19 protein-coding genes are annotated in these 20,381 nt (G+C 70.6%); 12 read left to right on the forward strand and 7 right to left on the reverse strand.

The window, feature by feature from the left end:
* Positions 1–73: 73 nt before the first annotated feature.
* From ACH4SI_RS27015 to ACH4SI_RS27030, 4 genes are all read left to right on the forward strand, one after another.
* Complete coding sequence (locus ACH4SI_RS27015) at positions 74–3,901, forward strand: amino acid adenylation domain-containing protein (RefSeq protein WP_398299909.1); 3,828 nt, start codon at positions 74–76, stop codon at positions 3,899–3,901.
* Between the two features lie 17 nt (positions 3,902–3,918).
* Positions 3,919–4,143 (forward strand): tautomerase family protein, encoded by a 225-nt coding sequence (locus tag ACH4SI_RS27020; RefSeq protein WP_398299911.1) that lies wholly within the window; start codon positions 3,919–3,921, stop codon positions 4,141–4,143.
* Between the two features lie 46 nt (positions 4,144–4,189).
* Positions 4,190–4,930, forward strand: a complete 741-nt coding sequence (locus ACH4SI_RS27025) for an arylmalonate decarboxylase (RefSeq protein WP_398299913.1) — start codon at positions 4,190–4,192, stop codon at positions 4,928–4,930.
* An 82-nt stretch (positions 4,931–5,012) separates the two neighbouring features.
* Positions 5,013–6,236: an MFS transporter gene (locus ACH4SI_RS27030; RefSeq protein ID WP_398299915.1), complete on the forward strand. Its 1,224-nt coding sequence runs from the start codon at positions 5,013–5,015 to the stop codon at positions 6,234–6,236.
* Between the two features lie 62 nt (positions 6,237–6,298).
* Here the strand turns inward: ACH4SI_RS27030 and ACH4SI_RS27035 are convergent, their stop codons facing one another.
* The 3 genes from ACH4SI_RS27035 to ACH4SI_RS27045 form a co-directional block, all read right to left on the reverse strand.
* On the reverse strand, positions 6,299–6,565 hold the full coding sequence (locus tag ACH4SI_RS27035) for a GlsB/YeaQ/YmgE family stress response membrane protein (protein ID WP_398299917.1): 267 nt from the start codon (positions 6,563–6,565) through the stop codon (positions 6,299–6,301).
* A gap of 124 nt (positions 6,566–6,689) precedes the next feature.
* Positions 6,690–7,715, reverse strand: a complete 1,026-nt coding sequence (locus tag ACH4SI_RS27040; RefSeq protein WP_398299919.1) for a hemolysin family protein — start codon at positions 7,713–7,715, stop codon at positions 6,690–6,692.
* Positions 7,712–9,025: a hemolysin family protein gene (locus ACH4SI_RS27045; protein WP_398300257.1), complete on the reverse strand. Its 1,314-nt coding sequence runs from the start codon at positions 9,023–9,025 to the stop codon at positions 7,712–7,714. Before ACH4SI_RS27045 ends, ACH4SI_RS27040 begins: the two co-directional genes overlap by 4 nt.
* 870 nt (positions 9,026–9,895) lie before the next feature.
* Here ACH4SI_RS27045 and tgmA point away from each other — a divergent pair.
* Together tgmA and tgmB are read left to right on the forward strand one after the other, a co-directional pair.
* Positions 9,896–10,087: a putative ATP-grasp-modified RiPP gene (tgmA, locus tag ACH4SI_RS27050; RefSeq protein ID WP_398299921.1), complete on the forward strand. Its 192-nt coding sequence runs from the start codon at positions 9,896–9,898 to the stop codon at positions 10,085–10,087.
* A gap of 21 nt (positions 10,088–10,108) precedes the next feature.
* Complete coding sequence (tgmB, locus tag ACH4SI_RS27055) at positions 10,109–11,041, forward strand: ATP-grasp ribosomal peptide maturase (RefSeq protein ID WP_398299923.1); 933 nt, start codon at positions 10,109–10,111, stop codon at positions 11,039–11,041.
* A gap of 1 nt (position 11,042) precedes the next feature.
* Here tgmB and ACH4SI_RS27060 read toward each other — a convergent pair whose 3' ends face one another.
* Positions 11,043–12,032 (reverse strand): zinc-binding alcohol dehydrogenase family protein, encoded by a 990-nt coding sequence (locus ACH4SI_RS27060; RefSeq protein WP_398300259.1) that lies wholly within the window; start codon positions 12,030–12,032, stop codon positions 11,043–11,045.
* Positions 12,033–12,113: 81 nt separating this feature from the next.
* Entirely contained in the window at positions 12,114–12,335 is a 222-nt protein-coding gene (locus ACH4SI_RS27065; RefSeq protein ID WP_398299925.1) for an MbtH family protein, read from the reverse strand.
* A gap of 119 nt (positions 12,336–12,454) precedes the next feature.
* On the opposite strand from ACH4SI_RS27065, the gene ACH4SI_RS27070 reads away from it, so the two are divergent.
* Genes ACH4SI_RS27070 through crcB form a run of 3 tightly spaced genes read left to right on the forward strand, consistent with a single transcriptional unit; the run spans position 12,455 to position 13,607 of the window.
* The gene (locus tag ACH4SI_RS27070) at positions 12,455–12,907 is read left to right on the forward strand and encodes a fluoride efflux transporter FluC (protein WP_398299927.1); all 453 of its coding nucleotides are present in this window, start codon (positions 12,455–12,457) and stop codon (positions 12,905–12,907) included.
* Positions 12,904–13,236 carry a DUF190 domain-containing protein gene (locus ACH4SI_RS27075; protein WP_398299929.1) on the forward strand — a complete coding sequence of 111 codons (333 nt, stop codon included), beginning with the start codon at positions 12,904–12,906 and terminating at the stop codon, positions 13,234–13,236. Before ACH4SI_RS27070 ends, ACH4SI_RS27075 begins: the two co-directional genes overlap by 4 nt.
* Positions 13,233–13,607, forward strand: coding sequence for a fluoride efflux transporter CrcB (crcB, locus tag ACH4SI_RS27080; protein WP_398299931.1), 375 nt, complete (start codon positions 13,233–13,235; stop codon positions 13,605–13,607). Before ACH4SI_RS27075 ends, crcB begins: the two co-directional genes overlap by 4 nt.
* 15 nt (positions 13,608–13,622) lie before the next feature.
* Here crcB and ACH4SI_RS27085 read toward each other — a convergent pair whose 3' ends face one another.
* Complete coding sequence (locus ACH4SI_RS27085) at positions 13,623–14,558, reverse strand: LysR family transcriptional regulator (RefSeq protein WP_398299933.1); 936 nt, start codon at positions 14,556–14,558, stop codon at positions 13,623–13,625.
* An 83-nt stretch (positions 14,559–14,641) separates the two neighbouring features.
* Here ACH4SI_RS27085 and ACH4SI_RS27090 point away from each other — a divergent pair, with 83 nt between their 5' ends.
* Genes ACH4SI_RS27090 through ACH4SI_RS27100 form a run of 3 tightly spaced genes read left to right on the forward strand, consistent with a single transcriptional unit; the run spans position 14,642 to position 18,127 of the window.
* Positions 14,642–15,388, forward strand: a complete 747-nt coding sequence (locus ACH4SI_RS27090; RefSeq protein WP_398299935.1) for a succinate dehydrogenase cytochrome b subunit — start codon at positions 14,642–14,644, stop codon at positions 15,386–15,388.
* 1 nt (position 15,389) lies between these two features.
* The gene (locus tag ACH4SI_RS27095; RefSeq protein WP_398299937.1) at positions 15,390–17,372 is read left to right on the forward strand and encodes a fumarate reductase/succinate dehydrogenase flavoprotein subunit; all 1,983 of its coding nucleotides are present in this window, start codon (positions 15,390–15,392) and stop codon (positions 17,370–17,372) included.
* Positions 17,369–18,127, forward strand: coding sequence for a succinate dehydrogenase/fumarate reductase iron-sulfur subunit (locus tag ACH4SI_RS27100; protein WP_398299939.1), 759 nt, complete (start codon positions 17,369–17,371; stop codon positions 18,125–18,127). Before ACH4SI_RS27095 ends, ACH4SI_RS27100 begins: the two co-directional genes overlap by 4 nt.
* A gap of 87 nt (positions 18,128–18,214) precedes the next feature.
* Here the strand turns inward: ACH4SI_RS27100 and ACH4SI_RS27105 are convergent, their stop codons facing one another.
* The gene (locus ACH4SI_RS27105) at positions 18,215–20,335 is read right to left on the reverse strand and encodes an FUSC family protein (protein WP_398299941.1); all 2,121 of its coding nucleotides are present in this window, start codon (positions 20,333–20,335) and stop codon (positions 18,215–18,217) included.
* Positions 20,336–20,381: the final 46 nt, after the last annotated feature.

Raw genomic sequence — 20,381 nt, forward strand, 5'->3', positions numbered from 1 at the left:
ATCTCATCCCACGGCGTTCGCGGCCGAAGCCGTGCGCCGGAAGCCATCAAGAAATGACGCGGGAAGGTTTTTCATGCCTGTCGGAAACCACACCACCCTGCCTGCGCTCCTTCGAGCACAGGCCACGTCACGACCGGACGACATCGCCGTCGTCTCCGAGGACACCCACCTCACCTATGCGGGTCTCCTCGAACGAAGCGCACGTCTGACTCGCCGGCTCCAGGAGTCCGGCGTGCGGCACGACCACCGCGTGGGGCTCTTCGCCGATCCGTCCCTCGACCTCATCGTCGGCGCATGGGGCATCCTGAGCGCCGGTGGCGCGTATGTGCCGCTCTCCCCGGACTATCCCGAGGAGAGGCTGCGCTTCATCATCGAGAACGCCCGTGCGCAGGTCATCGTCTGCCAGTCGCATCTGGCCGACCGTCTGCGCCAACTCGCCCCGGGCGACACCCTCGTCGTCACGGTGGACGAGGCCCTGGCCGAGGAGCCGAGCGGGTCCCCGCCGTCCCTGCCGGACGCCGCGGAAGAGCCGCGGCCGGACGGGCTCGCCTACGTCATCTACACCTCCGGGAGCACCGGCAAGCCCAAGGGGGTGATGGTCGAGCACCGCAGCATCGTCGCCCAGCTCGGCTGGCTCCGGGAGTCCGGCCATCTGGACGGTGACACCGTCATCCTCCAGAAGACCCCGATGAGTTTCGACGCCGCCCAGTGGGAGATCCTCGGCTCGGCGTGCGGCGCCCGGGTGGTGATGGGCGCCCCGGGCGTCTACCGCGACCCGGAGGGGCTGATCGACACGATCGACCGCCACCGGGTGACCACGCTCCAGTGCGTCCCGACGCTGCTCCAGGCCCTGGTGGACACCGAGCGGCTGGGCGACTGCACCAGCCTGCGCCGGGTGTTCAGCGGGGGCGAGGCGCTCACCCGGGCGCTGGCCGCCGAGTTCTTCGCGACGCTGCCGACGGCGCGGCTGGTGAACCTCTACGGGCCGACCGAGTGCACCATCAACTCCTCGGCGTACGAGGTCGAATCGGCCACCGTGGACGACGAACCCACCGTCATCCCCATCGGCACCCCGGTCGCCCGCACCGGCTACCACGTGCTGGACGAGAACCACCGGCCGGTGCCGCGGGGCGAGACCGGTGAGCTGTACATCTCGGGCGTCCAGCTCGCCCGCGGCTATCTGCACCGGGACGAGCTGACCGAGGAGCGCTTCCCGCACCTCGCGCCGGACACCGGGCAGGACCCGGTGCGGCTGTACCGGACGGGCGACCTGGTGTCCCAGGCCGCCGACGGCACCGTCCACTTCCTCGGCCGGACCGACAGCCAGGTGAAGCTGCGCGGCTACCGCGTCGAGCTGGACGAGGTCGCACGCACCATCGAGAACCACGCCTGGGTCAAACGGGCCGCCGTGTTGGTGAAGGATGACGCGCGTACCGGCTCCCAGAACCTCGTCGCCGCCGTGGAGCTGAACCCCAAGGAAGCCGCCCTGATGGACCAGGGCAACCACGGCTCCCACCACCAGTCCAAGTCCAACAAGCTCCAGGTCAAGGCGCAGCTCTCCAACCCGGGGCTGCGTTCGTCCGAGCAGCTCGCCGGGCGGACCCACGTGGACCTGCCGGGGCGCGAGGCGAGCCCGGAGCTGCGCCGGGAGGCGTTCGCCCGCAAGACCTACCGCTTCTACGAGGGCGGGGACACCAGCCGCGCCCGCATCCTCAAGCTGCTCGACCACGGTGTCGACCCGCTGTCGTCCCGGCCGCTGGGCGAGCTGACGCTTCAGGGGCTGGGCACGGTGCTGCGGTCCTTCGGTCAGTTCCACAGCGAGGAGCGGCTGCTGCCGAAGTACGCGTACGCCTCGCCGGGCGCGCTGTACGCGACCCAGATGTATCTGGAGATCGCGGGCATCGGCGAGCTGCCGGCCGGTGTCTACTACTACAACCCGCTGGACCACCAGCTGACCCGGATCCGCACGGTCGAGGGGGGCGACTCCCCGCGGCTGAAGGTCCACTTCGTCGGCAAGCGGCAGGCCATCGAGCCCGTCTACAAGAACAACATCCTCGAAGTCCTGGAGTTCGAGACGGGCCATATGGTCGGCCTGTTCGAGCAGGTGCTGCCCGCCCACGGCCTGTCCATCCATCCGGACGGGTTCCGGCCGGAGGTGATGCCGCTGTTCGACGTCGCCGAGGACGACCACTACCTGGGCACCTTCGACATCCGGCAGAGCGACGGCCGGCCACCGGAGGACCCGACCGAGGTCTACCTCCAGGTCCACCCCGGGAAGGTCACCGACCTGCCGGGCGGTCAGTACCGCTACCGGGACGGCGACCTGGAGAAGATCTCCGACGAGCTGGTGCAGAAGAAGCACGTGATCGCCATCAATCAGGCGGTCTACGAACGGGCCGCCTTCGGTATCAGCGCCGTCAGCCGGGCGGACGAACCGTGGCTGGAGTACATCGCGCTCGGCAAGAAGCTCCACCACCTCCAGGCCAACCAGCTGGGGCTGGGGCTGATGTCCTCCGGATACAGCTCCAAGAGCGGCAATCCGCTGCCCGCCGCGCGACGCCTGGACGCCATCCTGGCCGAGCGCGGGATCCCGGCCGGCGCCTCCTACTTCTTCGTCGGCGGCCGGATCTCGGCCGAGCAGGAGGCGAGCGAGGGCATGGGCGAGGACATCGTCCACATGAAGGGCCCGACCGAGGTGATCAGGGACGACCTGGCCTCCTATCTGCCGGAATACATGCTGCCCAACAAGGTCGTCGTCCTGGACGCACTGCCGCAGACGGCCAACGGCAAGATCGACGTGAAGACGCTGGCCACCTTCGACGAGATGTCCCAGGGGCTGGAGAGCCGCGCCTTCGTGGCGCCGGAAACCGACGCCGAAAAGGCCCTCGCCGAGCTGTGGGGGGCCGCGCTGAAGTACGAACCGGTCTCCACCGAGGACAACTTCTTCGAAGCCGGCGGCAATTCGCTCATCGCGGTCACGCTCGTCAATCGCCTCAACAAGCGATTCGGTACCCGGCTGCCGGTTCAGGTGCTCTTCGAGGCGCCCACGGTCGCCCGGCTCGCCCGCCATGTCGACGGCACCGCCACCGGGGAGATATCCCGGTTCCTGCGGCTGCATTCCGAGGGCACCAAGCCGCCGGTCTTCTGCTGGCCGGGGCTCGGCGGCTATCCGATGAATCTCCAGCAGCTCGCCTCGGCCGCCGATGTGGACCGGCCGTTCTACGGAATCCAGGCGCACGGCATCAATGACGGCGAGACGCCGTACCCGACGATCCGGGACATGGCCGCGGCGGATGTGGCCGAGATCCGGAAAATCCAGCCGGAAGGCCCGTACACCCTGTGGGGCTATTCCTTCGGCGCCCGGATCGCCTTCGAGACGGCATGGCAACTGGAGGACGCGGGGGAACAGGTGGAGAACCTGTTTCTGATCTGCCCCGGGAATCCCCAGGTCCGGGAGACGGACGGAGAGCAGTACGGACGGGAGGCGACGTACCGCAATCCGGCCTACCTCACGATCCTCTACTCCGTCTTCACCGGCGGCATCAGCGGTCCCGACCGCGATCGCTGCCTGGAGACGGTCCGGAATGAGGACGAGTTCGTGGCGTTCATCCATGAACTCCTCCCGCAACTGGACGAAGCGCTCATCCGCCGGATCACCCGGATCGTGGAGGCGACGTACGAATTCGAGTACAGCTTCCACGAACTGTCCGAGCGCACGCTGAACACCCCCGTGACCATCTTCAAGGCAACGGGCGACGACTACTCGTTCATCGAGGGCAGCTCGGGCTATTCCGCGACGCCTCCGACCATGGTGAAGCTCGCCGGAGACCACTACAGCGTGCTGAAGGAAAAGGGGGTCGGCGAACTCGTCTCGGCGATCCACACCCGCCTCGACAACTGAACTCCAGGGAGGAAGACATGCCTCATCTCACCATCAAGCACTTTCCCCAGGACGTCGGCGAACAGCAGCGGAAGCAGCTCACCGAGGACCTCACCGCGCTCGTGATGCGGCACTTCGAGGTCCCCGAGGGCGCCGTCTCGATCGCACTGGAGCAGGTGGACCAGTCGGCATGGAACGACGCCGTCATCGTTCCGGAAATCATAGGGCGGGAGCACCTCCTCATCAAGGCCCCGGACTACTGAGAAACGATCCCAACTCCCCGTCACACCACGGCACAAGGAGCGCGATATGACCGACTGCCTCGGACCCCGTCTCAAAGTCGGCGTGGTCCTCCCCGCGACCAACACCTCCGTCCAGCCGGAAATGGAAGCCATGCGGCCGGAAGGGATTACCAACCACACCGGGCGCATGCAGACCGAGGACACCTCGCTGACGGGCGGCATCGACGATCTGGTCAGCAGTTATCGGGAGGCGACCCATCGGGCGATCGGCAGTCTTCTGCCGTGCAATCCCGATTGCTTCGTCATCGCCTTCTCGCCCGAGATCTATTGGGACGGGCCCGGATCCCAGGACGAGGTAGTGGCTTCGATGAAGTCCGCCAGCGGCGGCCTTCCGGTCACCATGAGCCCGGATGCCTTCACCACGGCGCTGTCGCTCTACGACGTCCGGCGGCTCGGGGTCATCACCCCGTACGTTCCGGCCGGTGACGACTCGGTGAGCCGGTTCTTCACCGAATCCGGATATGACGTGGTATCGATGACGGGACTGGGTTGCGCCAGCCCCGAGCGGATCGCCCATGTGCCGGAGCCCGAACTGCGCGAGGCCATCAAGGCCGTCGACACCCCGGATGTGGAGGCGATCGTGCAGGTGGGGACCAATATGGCCATGATGCGCGTCGCCGCCGGTGCCGAGGAATGGCTCGGCAAGCCGGTCATCTCCAACAACACGGTGCTCTATTGGCGGGCGCTGCGGCAGAACGGCATCGCCGACCGCGTCAGGGGATTCGGCTCCCTGGCCGTCACGTTCTAAAAAAGTAGCCCCTGAAAACAGCCGGGTGGGGGCGAGTCTGAACGCTCCCGCCCGGCGCCAACAGGAAAGACAGGAGAACTACATGAGCAATACGGGCAGCGCAAAGACTGCCGTGGACCCGCAGCGGGTCATCGAGGACGACCGGCTTCCCATAGGAAAGTTGCTGGCACTGACCACGGCCGGGTTCCTGGCCATCATGACCGAGACGACGCCCGCGGGTCTTCTTCCGCAGATCGGCGACGGCCTCGGCGTCTCCGAAGGGCTGGCGGGCCAGCTCGTCACGCTCTACGCGATCGGTTCCGTGGTCGCCGCCATCCCCGTCATCGCCGCCACCCGCAGCATGCGCCGACGGCCGCTGCTGCTCCTCGCGGTCGGCGGGCTGCTGGCCTTCAACACCGTCACGGCGCTGTCCACCAGCTACGAACTCACCCTCGTCGCCCGGTTCATCGCCGGTATGGCGGCCGGAGTCGTCTGGGGACTGCTCGCCGGATACGGGCGACGGCTGGTCCCCGAGCACCTTCAGGGCCGGGCGCTGGCCATCGTCGGGGTGGGCCAGCCGGTGGCGCTGACCCTCGGGGTCCCGCTGGGCACCTGGCTCGGGTCGCTGTTCGACTGGCGCGGCGTGTTCTGGATCATGTCCGGCGTCGCGCTGCTGCTGATGCTCTGGATCCGTGCGCTGGTCCCGGACTTCCCCGGGCAGAGCGCCACCGAGCGGCAGCCGATCCGACAGATCTTCACCATGCCGGGCATCAGTTCCGTGCTGGCCGTGGTGTTCCTGTGGATCCTGGCCCACAACATCCTCTACACCTACATCGCCCCGTTCCTGGAGCGGTCCGGTCTCGGTGGGCGTGTCGACCTCGCGCTGCTGGTGTTCGGCGCCGCGGCCATCGCGGGGATCTGGTTCACCGGAATCCTGGTCGACCGCAAGCTGCGCCCGGTCACCCTGCTCAGCCTCGCCGGGTTCGCGCTCGCGTCCCTGGTGCTGGGGGCCATGGGCACGTCCGTACCGATGGTGTTCCTCGGCATCGTCGTCTGGGGTGTGACGTTCGGCGGGGCGCCCACGCTGCTCCAGACCGCCAACGCCGACGCGGCCGGGGACGCGGCCGACGTCGCGCAGTCGATGTTCGTCACCGTCTTCAACCTCGCGGTCGCGGGCGGCGGCGTGTTCGGCGGTCTCCTGCTGGAGTCGGCCGGTGCCGGGTCCATCCCCTGGGTGCTGCTGGGACTGACCCTCCTGGCCACCGCCGTCGTCGCCCTGGCCCATCGGCACGGCTTCAAGCCCGGCCCCCGGGTCACCGACGGCTGAATCCCCCGTGGACCTCCTCCCCTGCGCGGGCAGCGGAGGAGGCCCCTTCACGTGCCGTCCCGTCAGCGGCGGGAGTGGCCGAAGAGCAGCCGGTAGGCGATCAGCAGCACCAGGGAGCCGCCGATGGCGGCTCCCCAGGTGGCGGGGTCGAAGAACTGGTCGTCGACGGGGCGGTCGAGGAACTTGGCGGAGAGCCAGCCGCCGATGAAGGAGCCGACGACGCCGATGACGGTGGTGCCGATCAGACCGCCCGGGTCACGGCCGGGAAGAAGGAACTTGGCGATGGCTCCGGCGAGAAGCCCGAGGACGATCCAGCTCACGATGCTCATGGTGCGGTTCTGCCCTTTCGATGTGCGGGGTGCAGGGCTGGTCTGCCCGTTGGGCTTCTTTACCGGGCCGTTGGGGGCAAACCTCACGTCGGAGACGTGAGGGGCACGGCACACGCCGGCCCGGTCAGGGAGCGTCCGACGCCGCCTCCCCCACCAGCTCCTCCAGGACGTCCGTCATCGTCACGAAGCCGAGGACGGAGCCGCCGTCGCCCGTCACCGCCGCCAGGTGGGTCCCGGCGCCGCGCATCGCCGTCAGGGTGTCGTCCAGCGGGGTGTCGGCCGGGACGCGGGTGACGGTGTGCAGGGCGGTACGGGGGAAGGGCCGGTCGCGGTCGGTCACGCCGAGGGTGTCCTTGATGTGGAGATACCCCAGAACGGTGCCGCCGGGGCCGGTGACCGGCAGCCGGGAAAAACCGGAGGCCGCCGCGGTGCGCTCCAGCACGGCGGGGGTGATCCGGTGGCCGACGGTGACCATGTCGCCGAGCGGGACCAGGATGTCCCCGGCCCGCCGGGTGCCCAGCTCCAGGGCGTCGCGCAGCCGCTCGCTGCCGGAGGCGTCGAGGAGGCCCGCGTCGCTGGAGTCCCGTACCAGCCGGATGAGTTCGGCGTCGGTGTAGACCGATTCGACCTCGTCCTTGGGCTCGACCTTCAGCAGACGCAGCAGCCCGTTGGCGAAGGCGTTGATGCCGAAGACGAAGGGGCGCAGCGCGCGGGTGAGGGCCACCAGGGGCGGGCCGAGCAGCAGGGCGGTGCGCTCCGGGGCGGCGAGGGCGATGTTCTTGGGGACCATCTCGCCGATGAGCATGTGCAGATAGGTGGCCGCGGTCAGGGCGAGCACGAAGGCGATCGGGTGCACCAGGGCCTCGGGGACCCGGACGGCGGCGAACACCGGCTCCAGCAGGTGGGCGATGGCCGGTTCGGCGACCGCGCCGAGAACGAGCGAGGAGATGGTGATGCCCAGCTGGGCGGTGGCCAGCAGGGCGGACAGGTGCTCCAGCGCCCACAGCACGGTGCGGGCGCGCTTCCCGCCCTCCTTGGCGCGCGGTTCGATCTGGCTGCGGCGCACGGAGATCAGGGCGAACTCGGCGCCGACGAAGAAGGCGTTGGTGAGCAGGGTGAGGGCACCGATGGCCAGTTGCAGCAGGGTCATCGGGCGTCCTCCCCCGCGTCGGCGGAGGCCGGGGCGGTGATCCGTATGCGGTCGGCGCGGTGGTGGTCCACCTTGAGCACGGTGAGCTGCCAGCCGTCGGTCTCGATGCCGTCGCCCGCCCGGGGGATGCGCTCCAGGGCGGTGGCCATCAGGCCCGCGACGGTTTCGTACGGGCCCTCGGGGACGGTCAGGGCGATCGCCGACAGCTCGTCCAGCCGTACGGCGCCGTCGGCCTCCCAGGTGCCGGGTCCGGCGGGCACCAGGGCGGGGGTCTCGTCGGGGTCGTGTTCGTCGCGTACGTCGCCGACGACCTCCTCGACGATGTCCTCCAGGGTGGCGACCCCGGCGGTGCCGCCGTACTCGTCGATGACGACGGCCATGGTGTGGGCGCCGCGCAGCCGGTCCAGCAGCCGGTCCACCGGCAGGCTGTCCGGGACCAGCAGCGGGGCGGTGGCCAGCTCGGTGACCGGGGTGGTGGCCCGGCGGGCGGCGTCCAGCGCGAGGACGTCGCGGATGTGCACGGTGCCGACCACCTCGTCCAGGCTGTCGCGGTAGACGGGGAACCGGGACAGACCGGTGGCCAGCGTGAGGTTGGCGGCGTCGGCGGCGGTCGCGCGCGCCTCCAGCGCCTGGACGTCCACCCGCGGGGTCATCACGTTCTCGGCGGTCAGCTCGCCCAGGTGGAGCGTACGGACGAACAGCTCGGCCGAATCGGGCTCCAGCGCGCCCTCGGCGGCCGAATGGCGGGCCAGCGCGACGAGTTCGTCCGGGGTGCGCGCCGAGGCCAGCTCCTCGGCGGGCTCCAGGCCGGCGCGGCGCACCAGGCGGTTCGCGGTGTTGTTGAGGTGATGGATCAGCGGGGCGAAGGCGGCGGTGAAGCCGCGCTGAGGGCCGGCGACCACCTTGGCCACGGCCAGCGGCCGGGAGATCGCCCAGTTCTTGGGCACCAGCTCGCCGACCACCATCAGGACGACCGTCGACATCGCCACGCCCAGCACCGAGGCCACGGACGAGGCGGCGGAGCCCAGCCCCGCGGCACGCAGCGGGCCGTGCAGCAGGGCGGCCAGCGAGGGCTCGGCGAGCATGCCGATCACCAGCGAGGTCACGGTGATGCCCAGCTGGGCGCCGGACAGCTGGAATGTCAGCTTCCGGGCGGCCTTGAGCGCGCCCGCGGCGCCCCGCTCGCCCTCCGCGGCGGCGCGCTCCAGCTCACCGCGCTCGACCGTGGTCAGGGAGAACTCCGCGGCGACGAAGAGCGCACAGGCCAGGGTCAGTGCCAGGGCCAGCAGGACCAGCAGCACTTCGGTCAGCACGCCGGTCCCCTTCCTGCGCGCTCGGCGGACCGCTCATGGACGAATCGCTCATGAGTGCGGACCGGCGAGTGCGCGCCGGGGACGGGGAGGGGGGTACTTGGGGGCTCGTCCATCGCGGTGACCGCGGCTCCTTCGTGACTCGAGGGGTTGTTGGTAAAAGAACGGTAAAGCACGATCCATGGTTCCCGCCCGGCACCCCGCCACCTCGCCCTGGCAAGGGCCCCGGGGAAGTGCGGGCGACACTCGGCCAGGTGGCCGAATTGATCCACCCATGACATGGGCGTGGGAGTTGCTTTACCCGGCCGGAGCGTTCGGTCCGGCGAGAACGGTGAACGGCGCACAGAGGAGGAGTGAACGCCGCGATGGGGTTCAAACAACTGCCTGGCCCCTTCGGTGCCGACGGGCCCACGGCGGACCCGGCACCGGCCGCCGGTCCGGTGCGCCCCGGCGGACCGCCACGGGACGAGGAACGAGGGATTCAGCTCACACCGGCGCCACGGTGCGCCCCCGCGGCCGAGGAGACCGAAGTGGCCTTATCGGCCAACCCGTACGGCCCGAATGGCGTCTTGAAGACCGATGGGCATGGCGGGCTGTTCACGGAGGGGCACGACTCCTCCACAAACGTGGAGGTGGGGGCATGGTTCCGGCAGGCGACCGGTCGTCGCGCCGGGGCAGTCGCAGCGCAGACCGCGACCCGGAACCGGTCGGCTGTAATGGAATTGCGCGGGTGGTGTGACGTACTTCATGCTGTCACAGATCTGACATAACACCGCGTAGCGAGACTCCTACCAATTTAGTACGTACTGTTGTGTGTTGGTGAAGCTCTTCTCGAAACAAGCGATTCCCGTGGAGCATTAGAGGACAGTCATGCAGCCCTTCGCCCTGAACCATGCGGTCCCAGCCGAACAATCACCGGCTGTCATTCCGTACTCGTACAACGCAGCCCTGCAGTTGAATGTGCTGTCCGATGGCCGCCCCGCCATCTCCGACCGGGGGGTGCTTCTGGAATGCGGCACGACGACCTCCACCGCGGGCTCCAAGACGCACTTCGACGACTGACCCCACCGAGCCCCCACGTCGATGACGGTACTCATCCTGACCTGCCAGGAGGATGTGACAGCGGACCTGGTGGTGGCCGAATTACGTGAGCGCAATGTCCCTCTGATCCGATTCGATCCCGCCGATCTCCCCGGACAGGCGGGGATCTCGACCGAATTCGAACGCGGTGACTTCACCGGCTATCTGTCCACCGACGGCCGCCTGGTCAGCGTGAACAGCCTGCGGTCCATCTGGGTGCGCCGCCCGGGACAACCGGCGGCGCACGCCCCCGAGCCCTCCGAGTGGCTGACCGCCGAGTGCGGCCAGGCCCTGTACGGAATGCTGTATTCCACCGAGGCGCGCTGGATGAACCACCCCAGCGCCGCCCTCCAGGCCCGTTCCAAACCGTGGCAGCTGCGCACCGCCCACCGCAGCGGATTCGCCGTTCCCCCGACGCTCATCACCACCTATCCGCGCGCCGCCAAGGAGTTCGCCGGTCAGTTCCGGGACATCGTGGTGAAGACCGTCTCCGGCCCCCCGCCGGTCAATCCCCCAATAGCTCTGCCCACCACCCGTATCGACCCCGACACGGATTTCTCGGGCGTCGCGGCAGGTGCCACACTTCTTCAGCGCTACATTCCCAAAACGGCCGATATCCGTCTGACCTGCATCGGTGACCGTTCGTTCGCCGCCCGGAAGACCACCGCTTCCGGGCAGGTTGATGGGAGGTATGGTTTCTATGGCCATCTATGGGGCGCGGTGGACGTTCCCCGCCGGATCGCCCGGGCCGTGCAGGAATACATGACCCTTGGCGGTCTCGCCTACGGAGCTTTCGACTTCGCCGAGGACGAGGACGGCACCTGGTGGTTTCTGGAGTGCAATCAGGGCGGCCAGTTCGGGTTCATCGAGCTGGAGACCGGCCAGCCGATCGCCGCCACCATCGCCACCTGGCTGGCAGCGCCCAGGCCCGCGTAGTTCAGCCGATGCCCGTCAGGACGGCGACGCCGTTCACCCGGTCGTGTCCGAGGTCGTCCAGGGCGGCGTCCGCGCGGGCGAAGGGGTAGGGGGCGACCCTGGCGCGGATGTGGTGGGCGGCGGCCGCGGTGAGGAACTCGCGCCCGTCCTCACGCGTGTTGGCGGTGACGCTGCGCAGGGTGCGCTCGTGGAACAGATGGCGCTCGTAGGTCAGCGCGGGGATGTCGGAGAGGTGGATTCCGGCGACGCTCAGCGTGCCGCCCGCGTCCAGTGCCTCCAGCGCCACCGGCACCAGCTCGCCCGCCGGGGCGAAGAGGATCGCGGCGTCGAGCGGTTCGGGCGGCCGGTCGCGGGCGCCCCGCGCGGAGGCGGCGCCGAGTTCGAGGGCGAGGGCCCGGGCGGCGGCCGAGCGGGTCAGCACATGGACGACGGCGCCGCGGGCGATGGCGACCTGGGCGGTGAGGTGCGCGGAACCGCCGAAGCCGTAGATGCCGAGCCGTCCGCCCGCCGGGAGGTCGGCGCGGCGCAGGGCGCGGTAGCCGATGATGCCCGCGCACAGCAGCGGGGCCAGTTCCTCGTCGGCGTATCCGGCGGGCAGCTCGTAGGCGTACGCGGCCGGCACGGTGACGTACGGGGCGTATCCGCCGTCCGCGTCCCAGCCGGTGTAGACGGACGAGGGGCACAGGTTTTCCTGGCCGCGCACGCAGAAGCGGCAGCGGCCGCAGGTGCGGCGCAGCCAGGGGACGCCCACCCGGGCGCCGGGCGCGGGCCCGGCGGCCCGCTCGCCCGCCGCGATCACTTCGCCGACGGCCTCGTGCCCGGGGACGACGGGGGTGCGGTGCGGCAGCAGGTCGCCGTCGCGGACGTGAAGATCGGTGCGGCACACCCCGCAGGCCCGGACCCGGACCAGCAGCTCGTCGGCCGCCGGGCGCGGAATCGGCAGCTCCAGCTGGTCGATCCGGCCCGGCGTGCGCACCACCCAGGCTCGCATGGTGCCCGGGATGTCAGCTTTCGCACCCGTCACATGCCCAACGTAACGCCGTGGCGGGGCCGACCGCAGTCGATGACCCGGTCAGGACGCTGCGGCGCTGTCCATCGCGGTCGCAAGGCTCTTCGGACGCATGTCGGTCCAGTGCTCCTCGACGTAGTCCAGGCACGCCTGGCGGTCGTCCTCGCCGTGCGCGACGGTCCAGCCCTCGGGCACCTCGGCGAAGGAGGGCCACAGGGAGTGCTGGCCTTCGTCGTTGACCAGCACGAGGTAACGGCCGTCGGGATTGTCGAACGGGTTGCTCATGGACTCTCTCCTCGGTGTCTCACTCGTATCCCAGAACGCCTCACGATCTTCCGGGCCTGACGGTACCGGGCCAGGACACACGTCGTGAAGTGGTGCCTGCACCACCTAGCCTGAGCCACATGGAAAAGGGCACACGGCGGTCGCGGCACGGCGCGTGGCACGGGCAGGGTCCTGTGGTGTGCGCGGTCGCGGTCGGAGGCGCCATCGGCGCGACCGCCCGGTACGGGGCGTCCCTGCTGTGGCCGACCCCGGCGGGCGCCTTCCCCTGGACGACGCTGCTGGTGAACGTGGTGGGCTGCGCGCTCATCGGCGTCCTGCTGGTGCTGATCGGCGAGGTGTGGGCGGCCCACCGGCTGGTGCGGCCCTTCGTCGGCACCGGGGTGCTGGGCGGGTTCACCACCTTCTCGACGTACGCCGTGGACTTCCGGCGGCTCGTCGTGGACGGCCACGCCGCGACCGGGGCGGCCTATCTGGTGGTGACGCTGCTGGCGGCGATGGCGGCGGTATGGGGCGCGGTGGCGGGCACCCGTCGGGTTGTCGGGGCCGTGGGAGCGTACGGGAGCACGGGATGAACGCGAACGGGCTGAGGCTGACCGTCTTCGTCGGCGAGAACGACACCTGGCACCACAAACCGGTCTTCGCCGAGATCGTGCACCGCGCCCACCGGGCGGGTCTCGCGGGGGCGAGCGTGTTCCGCGGGGTGGAGGGGTTCGGCGCCTCGTCGCTGGTCCACACCTCGCGGCTGCTGTCGCTCAGCGAGGAGCTGCCGGTCTGCGTGGTGATCATCGATACGGAGGAACGGGTGCGGGCCTTCCTGCCCGAGCTGGAGGAGATCGCCGGCGACGGTCCGGTGATCCTGGACCCGGTCGAGATCGTCCGCTTCCCGGAGCGCGACCGGTGAACTGGCTCCTGGTGGTGGCCGGCGGGATGGTCGGCGCCCCGCTGCGGTATCTGACCGACCGGATGGTGCAGGCCCGGCACGACTCGGTGTTCCCCTGGGGGACGTTCGTGGTGAACGTGGTGGGGTGCGCCGTGCTGGGAGCGCTGACCGGGGCGGTGACGGCCGGGGCCGTGTCGTCGCAGGTGCAGTTGCTGCTGGGGACCGGGCTGTGCGGTGCGCTGACCACGTACTCGACGTTCTCGTACGAGACGCTGCGGCTGGCGGAGGACGGCGCGCGCGGTTTCGCGGTCGCGAACGCGGTGGGCAGTGTGGTGGCGGGGGTGACGGCCGCCTTCGCGGGCGGAGCGGCGGCCACGGCGCTCTGGGGCTGAGCCCCCTCGCGTGTCTCAGGACAGCAGGCGGGTGCTGGGCGGCAGGCCCGGGAGGTCGTCCGCGCCGGCCGAGCGCAGATACGCCAGCAGCACCCGGCGCAGCTCGCGCGCGGCCCTCGGCGGGGCGACGTCCTTGCGGTGGGCGACGGCGATGGTGCGCCGCATCGCGTGGCCCGCGAAGGGCGTGATCCGCAGCCCCGAGCGCGCCGCCACCATGCCGGGGAGGACGGCGATGCCGAGGCCCGCCCGTACGAAGCCGAGCACCGCGTCCATCTCGCCGCCCTCGACGGTGAACGAAGGCTCGAAGCCGGCCGCCCGGCAGGCCGCCGTGGTGAATTCCCGCAGGTCGTAGCCGCGGCGGAACATCACCATCGGCCGGTCGCGAAGGTCCTCGACCCGGATCCGGCGGGCTTTCGTGGGCGGCGGGGACGCGGGCGAGGAGGCGACCACCAGCTCCTCGCGCAGCAGCTCGGTGGTGGCGAGGGCGGGGGCCTGGCCGGGCAACGGGGTGATGATCAGCGCGAGGTCCAGCTCACCGGCGGCGAGGGTGCGGACGAGGTCCTGGGAGCCGCCCTCGTCGATGATCAGCTCGATTCCCGGGAACTCGTCGTGGAAGCGGCGCAGCACATCGGGGACGAGGCTGGCGCACAGACTGGGCGGGGCGCCGAGCCGTACCCGGCCGCGCCGGAGCTGGGCGACCTCCTGGACCTCGCGACGCGCGGTCTCGGTGTCGGCGAGGATCTGGCGGGCCAGCGGAAGCAGCGCCTCCCCCGCGTCGGTGAGGGCGATGTGGCCGCGGGCGCGGTGGAACAGCTCGGCGCCCAGCTCCCGCTCCAGCGCCCTGATCTGCTGGGACAGCGACGGCTGGGCGACATGGAGCCGCTGCGCGGCGCGGGTGAAGTGGCGGGTGTCCGCGACGGCGGCGAAATAGCGGAGCTGCTGTAGCTGCACCCAGCGATAATAGGCACCGGCTATGGAATCCAGCCACAGCATGTCTTGGACGAATCACCCGGCCGCTGCCTAGCGTCACGGACATGGCACTGGCGACACGGACGGACACGGGCCACGACCGGCGGCCCGGCCAGAAGCGGAAGCCGCCGCGGAAGCCGTCCTTCATCGGCTCCGTGTGGCGGTCGACCATCGGTAAGAAGGCCGTGATGGCCGTCACCGGACTGATCATGCTGGCCTATCTGGTGGCCCACATGTTCGCCAACCTGAAGATCTTCTTCGGGCCCGGCGACCTCAACGGCTACGCGCACTGGCTGCGCACCCTCGGCGAACCGTTCCTCCCGCACGAGGGGTTCCTGTGGCTGGCCCGCGTCGGGCTGCTGGCCTCCGTCGTGCTGCACGGCGTGGCCGCGTATCAGCTCAGCCGCCGGGATCTGGCCGCCCGGCCGCGCGGTTACGCCCATCAGCGGCGGCGGGCGAGCTACGCGACCCGCACGATGCGCTGGGGCGGGGTGATCCTCGGGCTGTTCATCGTCTGGCACATCCTGGATCTGACGACGCTCACGGTGAACGAGCGCGCCGAGCCCGGCCATCCGTACGAGAACGTCGTGGCGACCTTCTCCACCTGGTACGGCAACACCGTCTACATCGTGGCGATGCTCGCCCTCGGCCTGCACATCCGGCACGGCTTCTGGAGCGCCGCCCAGACCCTCGGGGCGGGCCGGCCGGGCCGCGACAGGGCCCTCAAACTGGCCGCGAATGGCCTGGCCGCCATCCTGACCTGCGGCTTCATCGCGGTGCCCATCGGCGTGATGAGTGGAGTGGTGAGCTGAGATGCACGCGTACACGGACTATGCGACCGGTGAGCCGATCGCCGACACCAAGGCTCCGGACGGACCCGTGGAGGAGCGCTGGGACCGCCGCCGCTTCGAGGCGAAGCTGGTCAACCCGGCCAATCGCCGCAAGTACACGGTCATCGTGGTCGGTACGGGGCTGGCGGGCGGGGCAGCCGGGGCGACGCTGGCCGAACAGGGCTACCACGTCGTGCAGTTCTGCTACCAGGACTCGCCGCGCCGGGCGCACTCCATCGCCGCCCAGGGCGGGATCAACGCGGCCAAGAACTACCGCAACGACGGCGACTCCATCCGCCGCCTGTTCTACGACACCGTCAAGGGCGGCGACTTCCGCGCCCGCGAGGCGAACGTCCACCGGCTGGCCCAGGTGTCGGTGGAGATCATCGACCAGTGCGTGGCGCAGGGCGTGCCGTTCGCCCGGGAGTACGGCGGGCTGCTGGACACCCGCTCGTTCGGCGGCGTCCAGGTCTCCCGTACCTTCTACGCCCGCGGCCAGACCGGTCAGCAGCTGCTGCTCGGCGCGTATCAGGCGCTCAGCCGCCAGATCGCCGCCGGGACCGTGGAGATGCACGCGCGCACCGAGATGCTCGACCTGATCGTCGTGGGCGGGCGGGCCCGGGGCATCGTGGCCCGCGATCTGATCACCGGCCAGATCTCCACCCACTTCGCGGACGCCGTGGTGCTGGCCTCCGGCGGCTACGGCAATGTCTTCTACCTCTCCACGAACGCCAAGAACTCCAACGCCACCGCGATCTGGCGGGCCCACCGGCGCGGCGCGTACTTCGCCAACCCCTGCTTCACCCAGATCCACCCCACCTGCATCCCGCGCTCCGGCGACCACCAGTCCAAGCTGACGCTGATGAGCGAGTCGCTGCGCAACGACGGCCGCATCTGGGTGCCGAAGGCGCAGGGCGACACGCGCCCGCCCGCCGAGATCCCGGAGGACGAGCGCGACTACTACCTGGAGCGGATCTACCCGGCGTTCGGCAATCTGGTGCCGCGCGACATCGCCTCCCGCGCCGCGAAGAACGTGTGCGACGAGGGCCGCGGGGTGGGCCCCGGCGAGCAGGGCGTCTATCTGGACTTCGCGGACGCCATCGCGCGGATGGGCCGGGCGGCGGTCGAGGAGAAGTACGGCAACCTCTTCGAGATGTACCGGCTGATCACGGCGGAGGATCCGTACGAGGTGCCGATGCGCATCTACCCCGCGATCCACTACACGATGGGCGGACTGTGGGTCGACTACGACCTCCAGACCACGGTGCCCGGGCTGTTCGCGATCGGCGAGGCCAACTTCTCCGACCACGGCGCCAACCGGCTCGGCGCCTCCGCCCTGATGCAGGGCCTGGCCGACGGCTACTTCGTCCTCCCGGCCACCATCAACGACTACCTCGCCCGCCATCCGCACGACGAGGTCGACCCGGCCCACCCGGCGGTGACCGAGGCCCTGGTGTCGGTCACCGACCGGCTGCGGCGGCTGCTGGAGAACGACGGCGACCGCACCCCGGACTCCTTCCACCGTGAGCTGGGCGAGCTGCTGTGGGACGAGTGCGGCATGGCCCGCACCGAGACCGGTCTGCGCAAGGCGCTGGACCGCATCCCGGCGCTGCGCGAGGAGTTCTGGCGGCGGATCAAGGTCCCGGGCCGCGGCACGGAGCTGAACCAGTCGCTGGAGAAGGCGAACCGGGTCGTCGACTATCTGGAGCTGGCCGAGCTGATGTGCCTGGACGCGCTGCACCGCACCGAGTCCTGCGGCGGCCACTTCCGCGAGGAGAGCCAGACCGCCGACGGCGAGGCCGCCCGCGACGACGAGGGCTTCTCGTACGTGGCCGCCTGGGAGTTCCGGGGGTCCGGGGGTCGCCCCCCGGGAGAACACAGCAGAGGCACCGGAGCTGCGCCCGTACTGCACCGCGAAGACCTGGTCTTCGAGCACGTCCACCCCACCCAGCGGAGTTACGCATGAGGCTCACCCTGCGGATCTGGCGCCAGCGCGGCCCCGAGGAGCCGGGCGCCCTGTCCGTCTACGAGGTCGAGGACATCTCGCCCGAGATGTCCTTCCTGGAGATGCTCGACACGCTCAACGAGCGGCTGATCCTGCGCGGGGAGGAGCCCGTCGCGTTCGACCACGACTGCCGCGAGGGCATCTGCGGGGCGTGCGGCATGGTGATCAACGGGCAGGCGCACGGCCCGGAGCGCACCACCACCTGTCAGCTGCACATGCGGCACTTCCACGACGGCGACACCATCGACGTGGAGCCGTGGCGCGCCGCCGCCTTCCCGGTCGTGAAGGATCTGGTGGTGGACCGGTCGGCGTTCGACCGGATCATCGGGTCGGGCGGTTTCATCTCCGCGCCGACCGGGAGCGCGCCGGAGGCGCACGCCACGCCCGTGCCGAAGCCGGTCGCGGACACCGCGTTCGAGCACGCGGAGTGCATCGGGTGCGGGGCGTGCGTGGCGGCCTGCCCGAATGGTTCGGCGATGCTGTTCACCTCGGCGAAGGTGACGCATCTGAACGTGCTGCCGCAGGGGCAACCCGAGCGGGAGTCCCGGGTGCTGGACATGGTCGGCACGATGGACGAGGAGGGCTTCGGCGGCTGCACGAACACCGGGGAGTGCGCGGTGGCCTGCCCGAAGGGGATCCCGCTCCAGTCCATCTCGGCCATGAACCGGGAGTTCCTGCGGGCGAGCCTCAAGAACGGCGGCCGGGGCACGCGCTGAGTTGCGCACCCATGTACGTGAAAAGTCTTCCCTCATCAGCTTCGCCGTCGCAACAGCCGCTCAACGACAATTGATGGAGGGGCACCCCTAATGTGCGGGGTCACCCTCACGAGTGGGGTCTTGGAGCGCGGGCTGCTGCCGCGCGCCCCCGGCGAGCGCCTGCGCCAGGTCGTCCAGCGCCTCCACCAGCAGGTCCGCGCTGCGCACCGCGACCCCCGGGCGCTCCCCGGCGCGCTCCTGCCAGTGCTCCAGCGCCTCCTGTACGGCGGTCCAGTCCAGTGGCCGCCGCTCCCGTACCGCCGCCACGGCCTTCGGGACCGCCGTCCGCAGCGCAGCGGCGAACTCCTCGGCCTCCTTCGACGGGGCCGCGTCACGGTCCGGCGGATGCGCCTCCAGCAGCATGGTGACCCGGCCCGCGGTGGACAGCGCGGTCTGCGCCGCCTGCGCCGCCCGGCGGCCGAGCCCCCGGTGGCGCACCGGTTCCCGCTGCGCCCGGGCCTCCAGTTGCTCGTACTCGCTGCGGGCCGCCCGCTGGTCCAGCAGCGCCTCCCGCACCTGGCGGGGGCGGCGGTCGGCGGGGTGGGCGTGGGCGTCGAAGACGGCGATGGCGTACTGGCCGCCCGCGGCCAGCCAGTCGGCCAGCCGGTCGCGCAGCAATGGGGTCTCCCAGGCGGGGAAGACCACGTACGCGGCCATCGCCACCAGACCGCCGATCAGCGTCAGCGCCACCCGCGCCTGAACGGTCTGGCCGACCTCCGCGCCCGCGATGCCGAGCAGGAAGACGACGTACGCGCTCACGCACAGCGAGGCCACGATGAAGCCGGTGCGCAGCAGCAGGTACATGGCGGCCACGGACACCACGGCCAGCGCGGCGCTGACGTACGGGCTGGGGTGGGCCAGCGTCACCACCAGCCCGCCGATCAGGACCCCGGCCAGGGTGCCGAAGAACCGGGCGACCCCGCGCGAGAAGGTCTGGCCGAAGTCCGGGCGCAGCACCATCACCGAGGTCAGCGGCGCCCAGTAGCCGTGGCCGAACGGCAGCACGGTGCCCAGCAGATAGCCGCAGACCGCGACCACGCACAGACGCACCGCGTGCCGCAGGATCCGCGAGTCCCAGCGGGCCTCGCGGCGCAGGGCGCGCAGCGCCACCGGTATCAGCCCGGGGACGGTGGGGCGGGGCAGATGGCGGCGCCCCTTGGCGCCCTCGGCGGTCACCGCCTCCACCCGCTCGTCCGAGGACTCCACGACATCGTTCACCAGGGCCAACAGCCGGAACGCGGCGCGGCGGGCCGCCCCGTTGAGCATCGGGCCGCTCTCCGGCACCTCCAGCACCGCCATCGCCTCGGGCGGCAGCCGGACCGGTCTGCTCCGGCGGATGGCGTGGGCCACCGCGTCCAGCACGGTCGCGGTCGCGGACAGCAGCTCCCGCACCCGGTCGCGCTCGGGCCCGAGCATCGGGGCGCCGACGACGGGATCGGCCATCGAGGCGAGCACCGGCCGGATCCGCTCGGCCAGCAGCCGGTAGCCGCGCAGCTGGCTCGGGCGGCGCTTCGCCGCGCGCGCGGTGACGGCGGCGGCGCTGCGGGCGTCCATCAGCGGCTTCGGGTCGAACGGCGCCTGCGGGTCGTGGCGCAGCCGACGGGCGTAGTCGGCCACGGCGGCGAGCGCGTCCGCGAGGGCGTCGCGCTGCACGCCCCAGGGCCGCACCGGGAAGAGCACGATCAGCGCGGCCTGGACGACCCCGCCGACCCCGATCAGCGCGGCGTGCTCCAGGGCGCCGAGCACGGAGGTGGGGAGGGTGACGGTGACCAGCATCACCGCGACCATCTGGGTCGAGACCAGCCCGGAGACCGGGCCGACCGCCCACGACATGCCGGTCAGCAGCGTCCACACGGCGAGCATCACGACGAATGTGGCGATGTGGGCGGCGGCCAGATAGCCGAGGAAGGTGGAGACCGCGAGCAGCGACGCCGCGGCCAGCGCCAGCTCCGGCCGGGGCCGCCAGCTCTTCTGGAAGATGGCGATCCCGGCGGAGAACGCGCCGAACGCCGACGACACCGCGAGGGTCGGCGAGCCGAACCAGAGGGTCAGCCCGACGACGATGGCCACTCCGCAGGCGCCGCGGACCGCGACCAGCGGCTCCAGCCGGATGCGCTCGATCGTCAAACCCGACTGGGCCGTCTGCTTCAGCGCGTGTGACCAGCTCATACGGCGAGACTACGACCTTGATCTGCAAGCGAGGAACCGGCCGTCT

Source organism: Streptomyces sp. NPDC021212, from assembly GCF_044332925.1.
GTDB lineage: Bacteria > Actinomycetota > Actinomycetes > Streptomycetales > Streptomycetaceae > Streptomyces.

What these genes read in the sequence shown, in the direction of transcription:
- ACH4SI_RS27015 (WP_398299909.1), top strand. Translation starts at nt 74, where the DNA reads ATGCCTGTCGGAAACCACACCACCCTGCCTGCGCTCCTTCGAGCACAG.
- ACH4SI_RS27020 (WP_398299911.1), top strand. Translation starts at nt 3,919, where the DNA reads ATGCCTCATCTCACCATCAAGCACTTTCCCCAGGACGTCGGCGAACAG.
- ACH4SI_RS27025 (WP_398299913.1), top strand. Translation starts at nt 4,190, where the DNA reads ATGACCGACTGCCTCGGACCCCGTCTCAAAGTCGGCGTGGTCCTCCCC.
- ACH4SI_RS27030 (WP_398299915.1), top strand. Translation starts at nt 5,013, where the DNA reads ATGAGCAATACGGGCAGCGCAAAGACTGCCGTGGACCCGCAGCGGGTC.
- ACH4SI_RS27035 (WP_398299917.1), bottom strand. Translation starts at nt 6,565, where the DNA reads ATGAGCATCGTGAGCTGGATCGTCCTCGGGCTTCTCGCCGGAGCCATC.
- ACH4SI_RS27040 (WP_398299919.1), bottom strand. Translation starts at nt 7,715, where the DNA reads ATGACCCTGCTGCAACTGGCCATCGGTGCCCTCACCCTGCTCACCAAC.
- tgmA (WP_398299921.1), top strand. Translation starts at nt 9,896, where the DNA reads ATGCAGCCCTTCGCCCTGAACCATGCGGTCCCAGCCGAACAATCACCG.
- tgmB (WP_398299923.1), top strand. Translation starts at nt 10,109, where the DNA reads ATGACGGTACTCATCCTGACCTGCCAGGAGGATGTGACAGCGGACCTG.
- ACH4SI_RS27060 (WP_398300259.1), bottom strand. Translation starts at nt 12,032, where the DNA reads ATGCGAGCCTGGGTGGTGCGCACGCCGGGCCGGATCGACCAGCTGGAG.
- ACH4SI_RS27065 (WP_398299925.1), bottom strand. Translation starts at nt 12,335, where the DNA reads ATGAGCAACCCGTTCGACAATCCCGACGGCCGTTACCTCGTGCTGGTC.
- ACH4SI_RS27070 (WP_398299927.1), top strand. Translation starts at nt 12,455, where the DNA reads ATGGAAAAGGGCACACGGCGGTCGCGGCACGGCGCGTGGCACGGGCAG.
- ACH4SI_RS27075 (WP_398299929.1), top strand. Translation starts at nt 12,904, where the DNA reads ATGAACGCGAACGGGCTGAGGCTGACCGTCTTCGTCGGCGAGAACGAC.
- ACH4SI_RS27090 (WP_398299935.1), top strand. Translation starts at nt 14,642, where the DNA reads ATGGCACTGGCGACACGGACGGACACGGGCCACGACCGGCGGCCCGGC.
- ACH4SI_RS27095 (WP_398299937.1), top strand. Translation starts at nt 15,390, where the DNA reads ATGCACGCGTACACGGACTATGCGACCGGTGAGCCGATCGCCGACACC.
- ACH4SI_RS27100 (WP_398299939.1), top strand. Translation starts at nt 17,369, where the DNA reads ATGAGGCTCACCCTGCGGATCTGGCGCCAGCGCGGCCCCGAGGAGCCG.
- ACH4SI_RS27105 (WP_398299941.1), bottom strand. Translation starts at nt 20,335, where the DNA reads ATGAGCTGGTCACACGCGCTGAAGCAGACGGCCCAGTCGGGTTTGACG.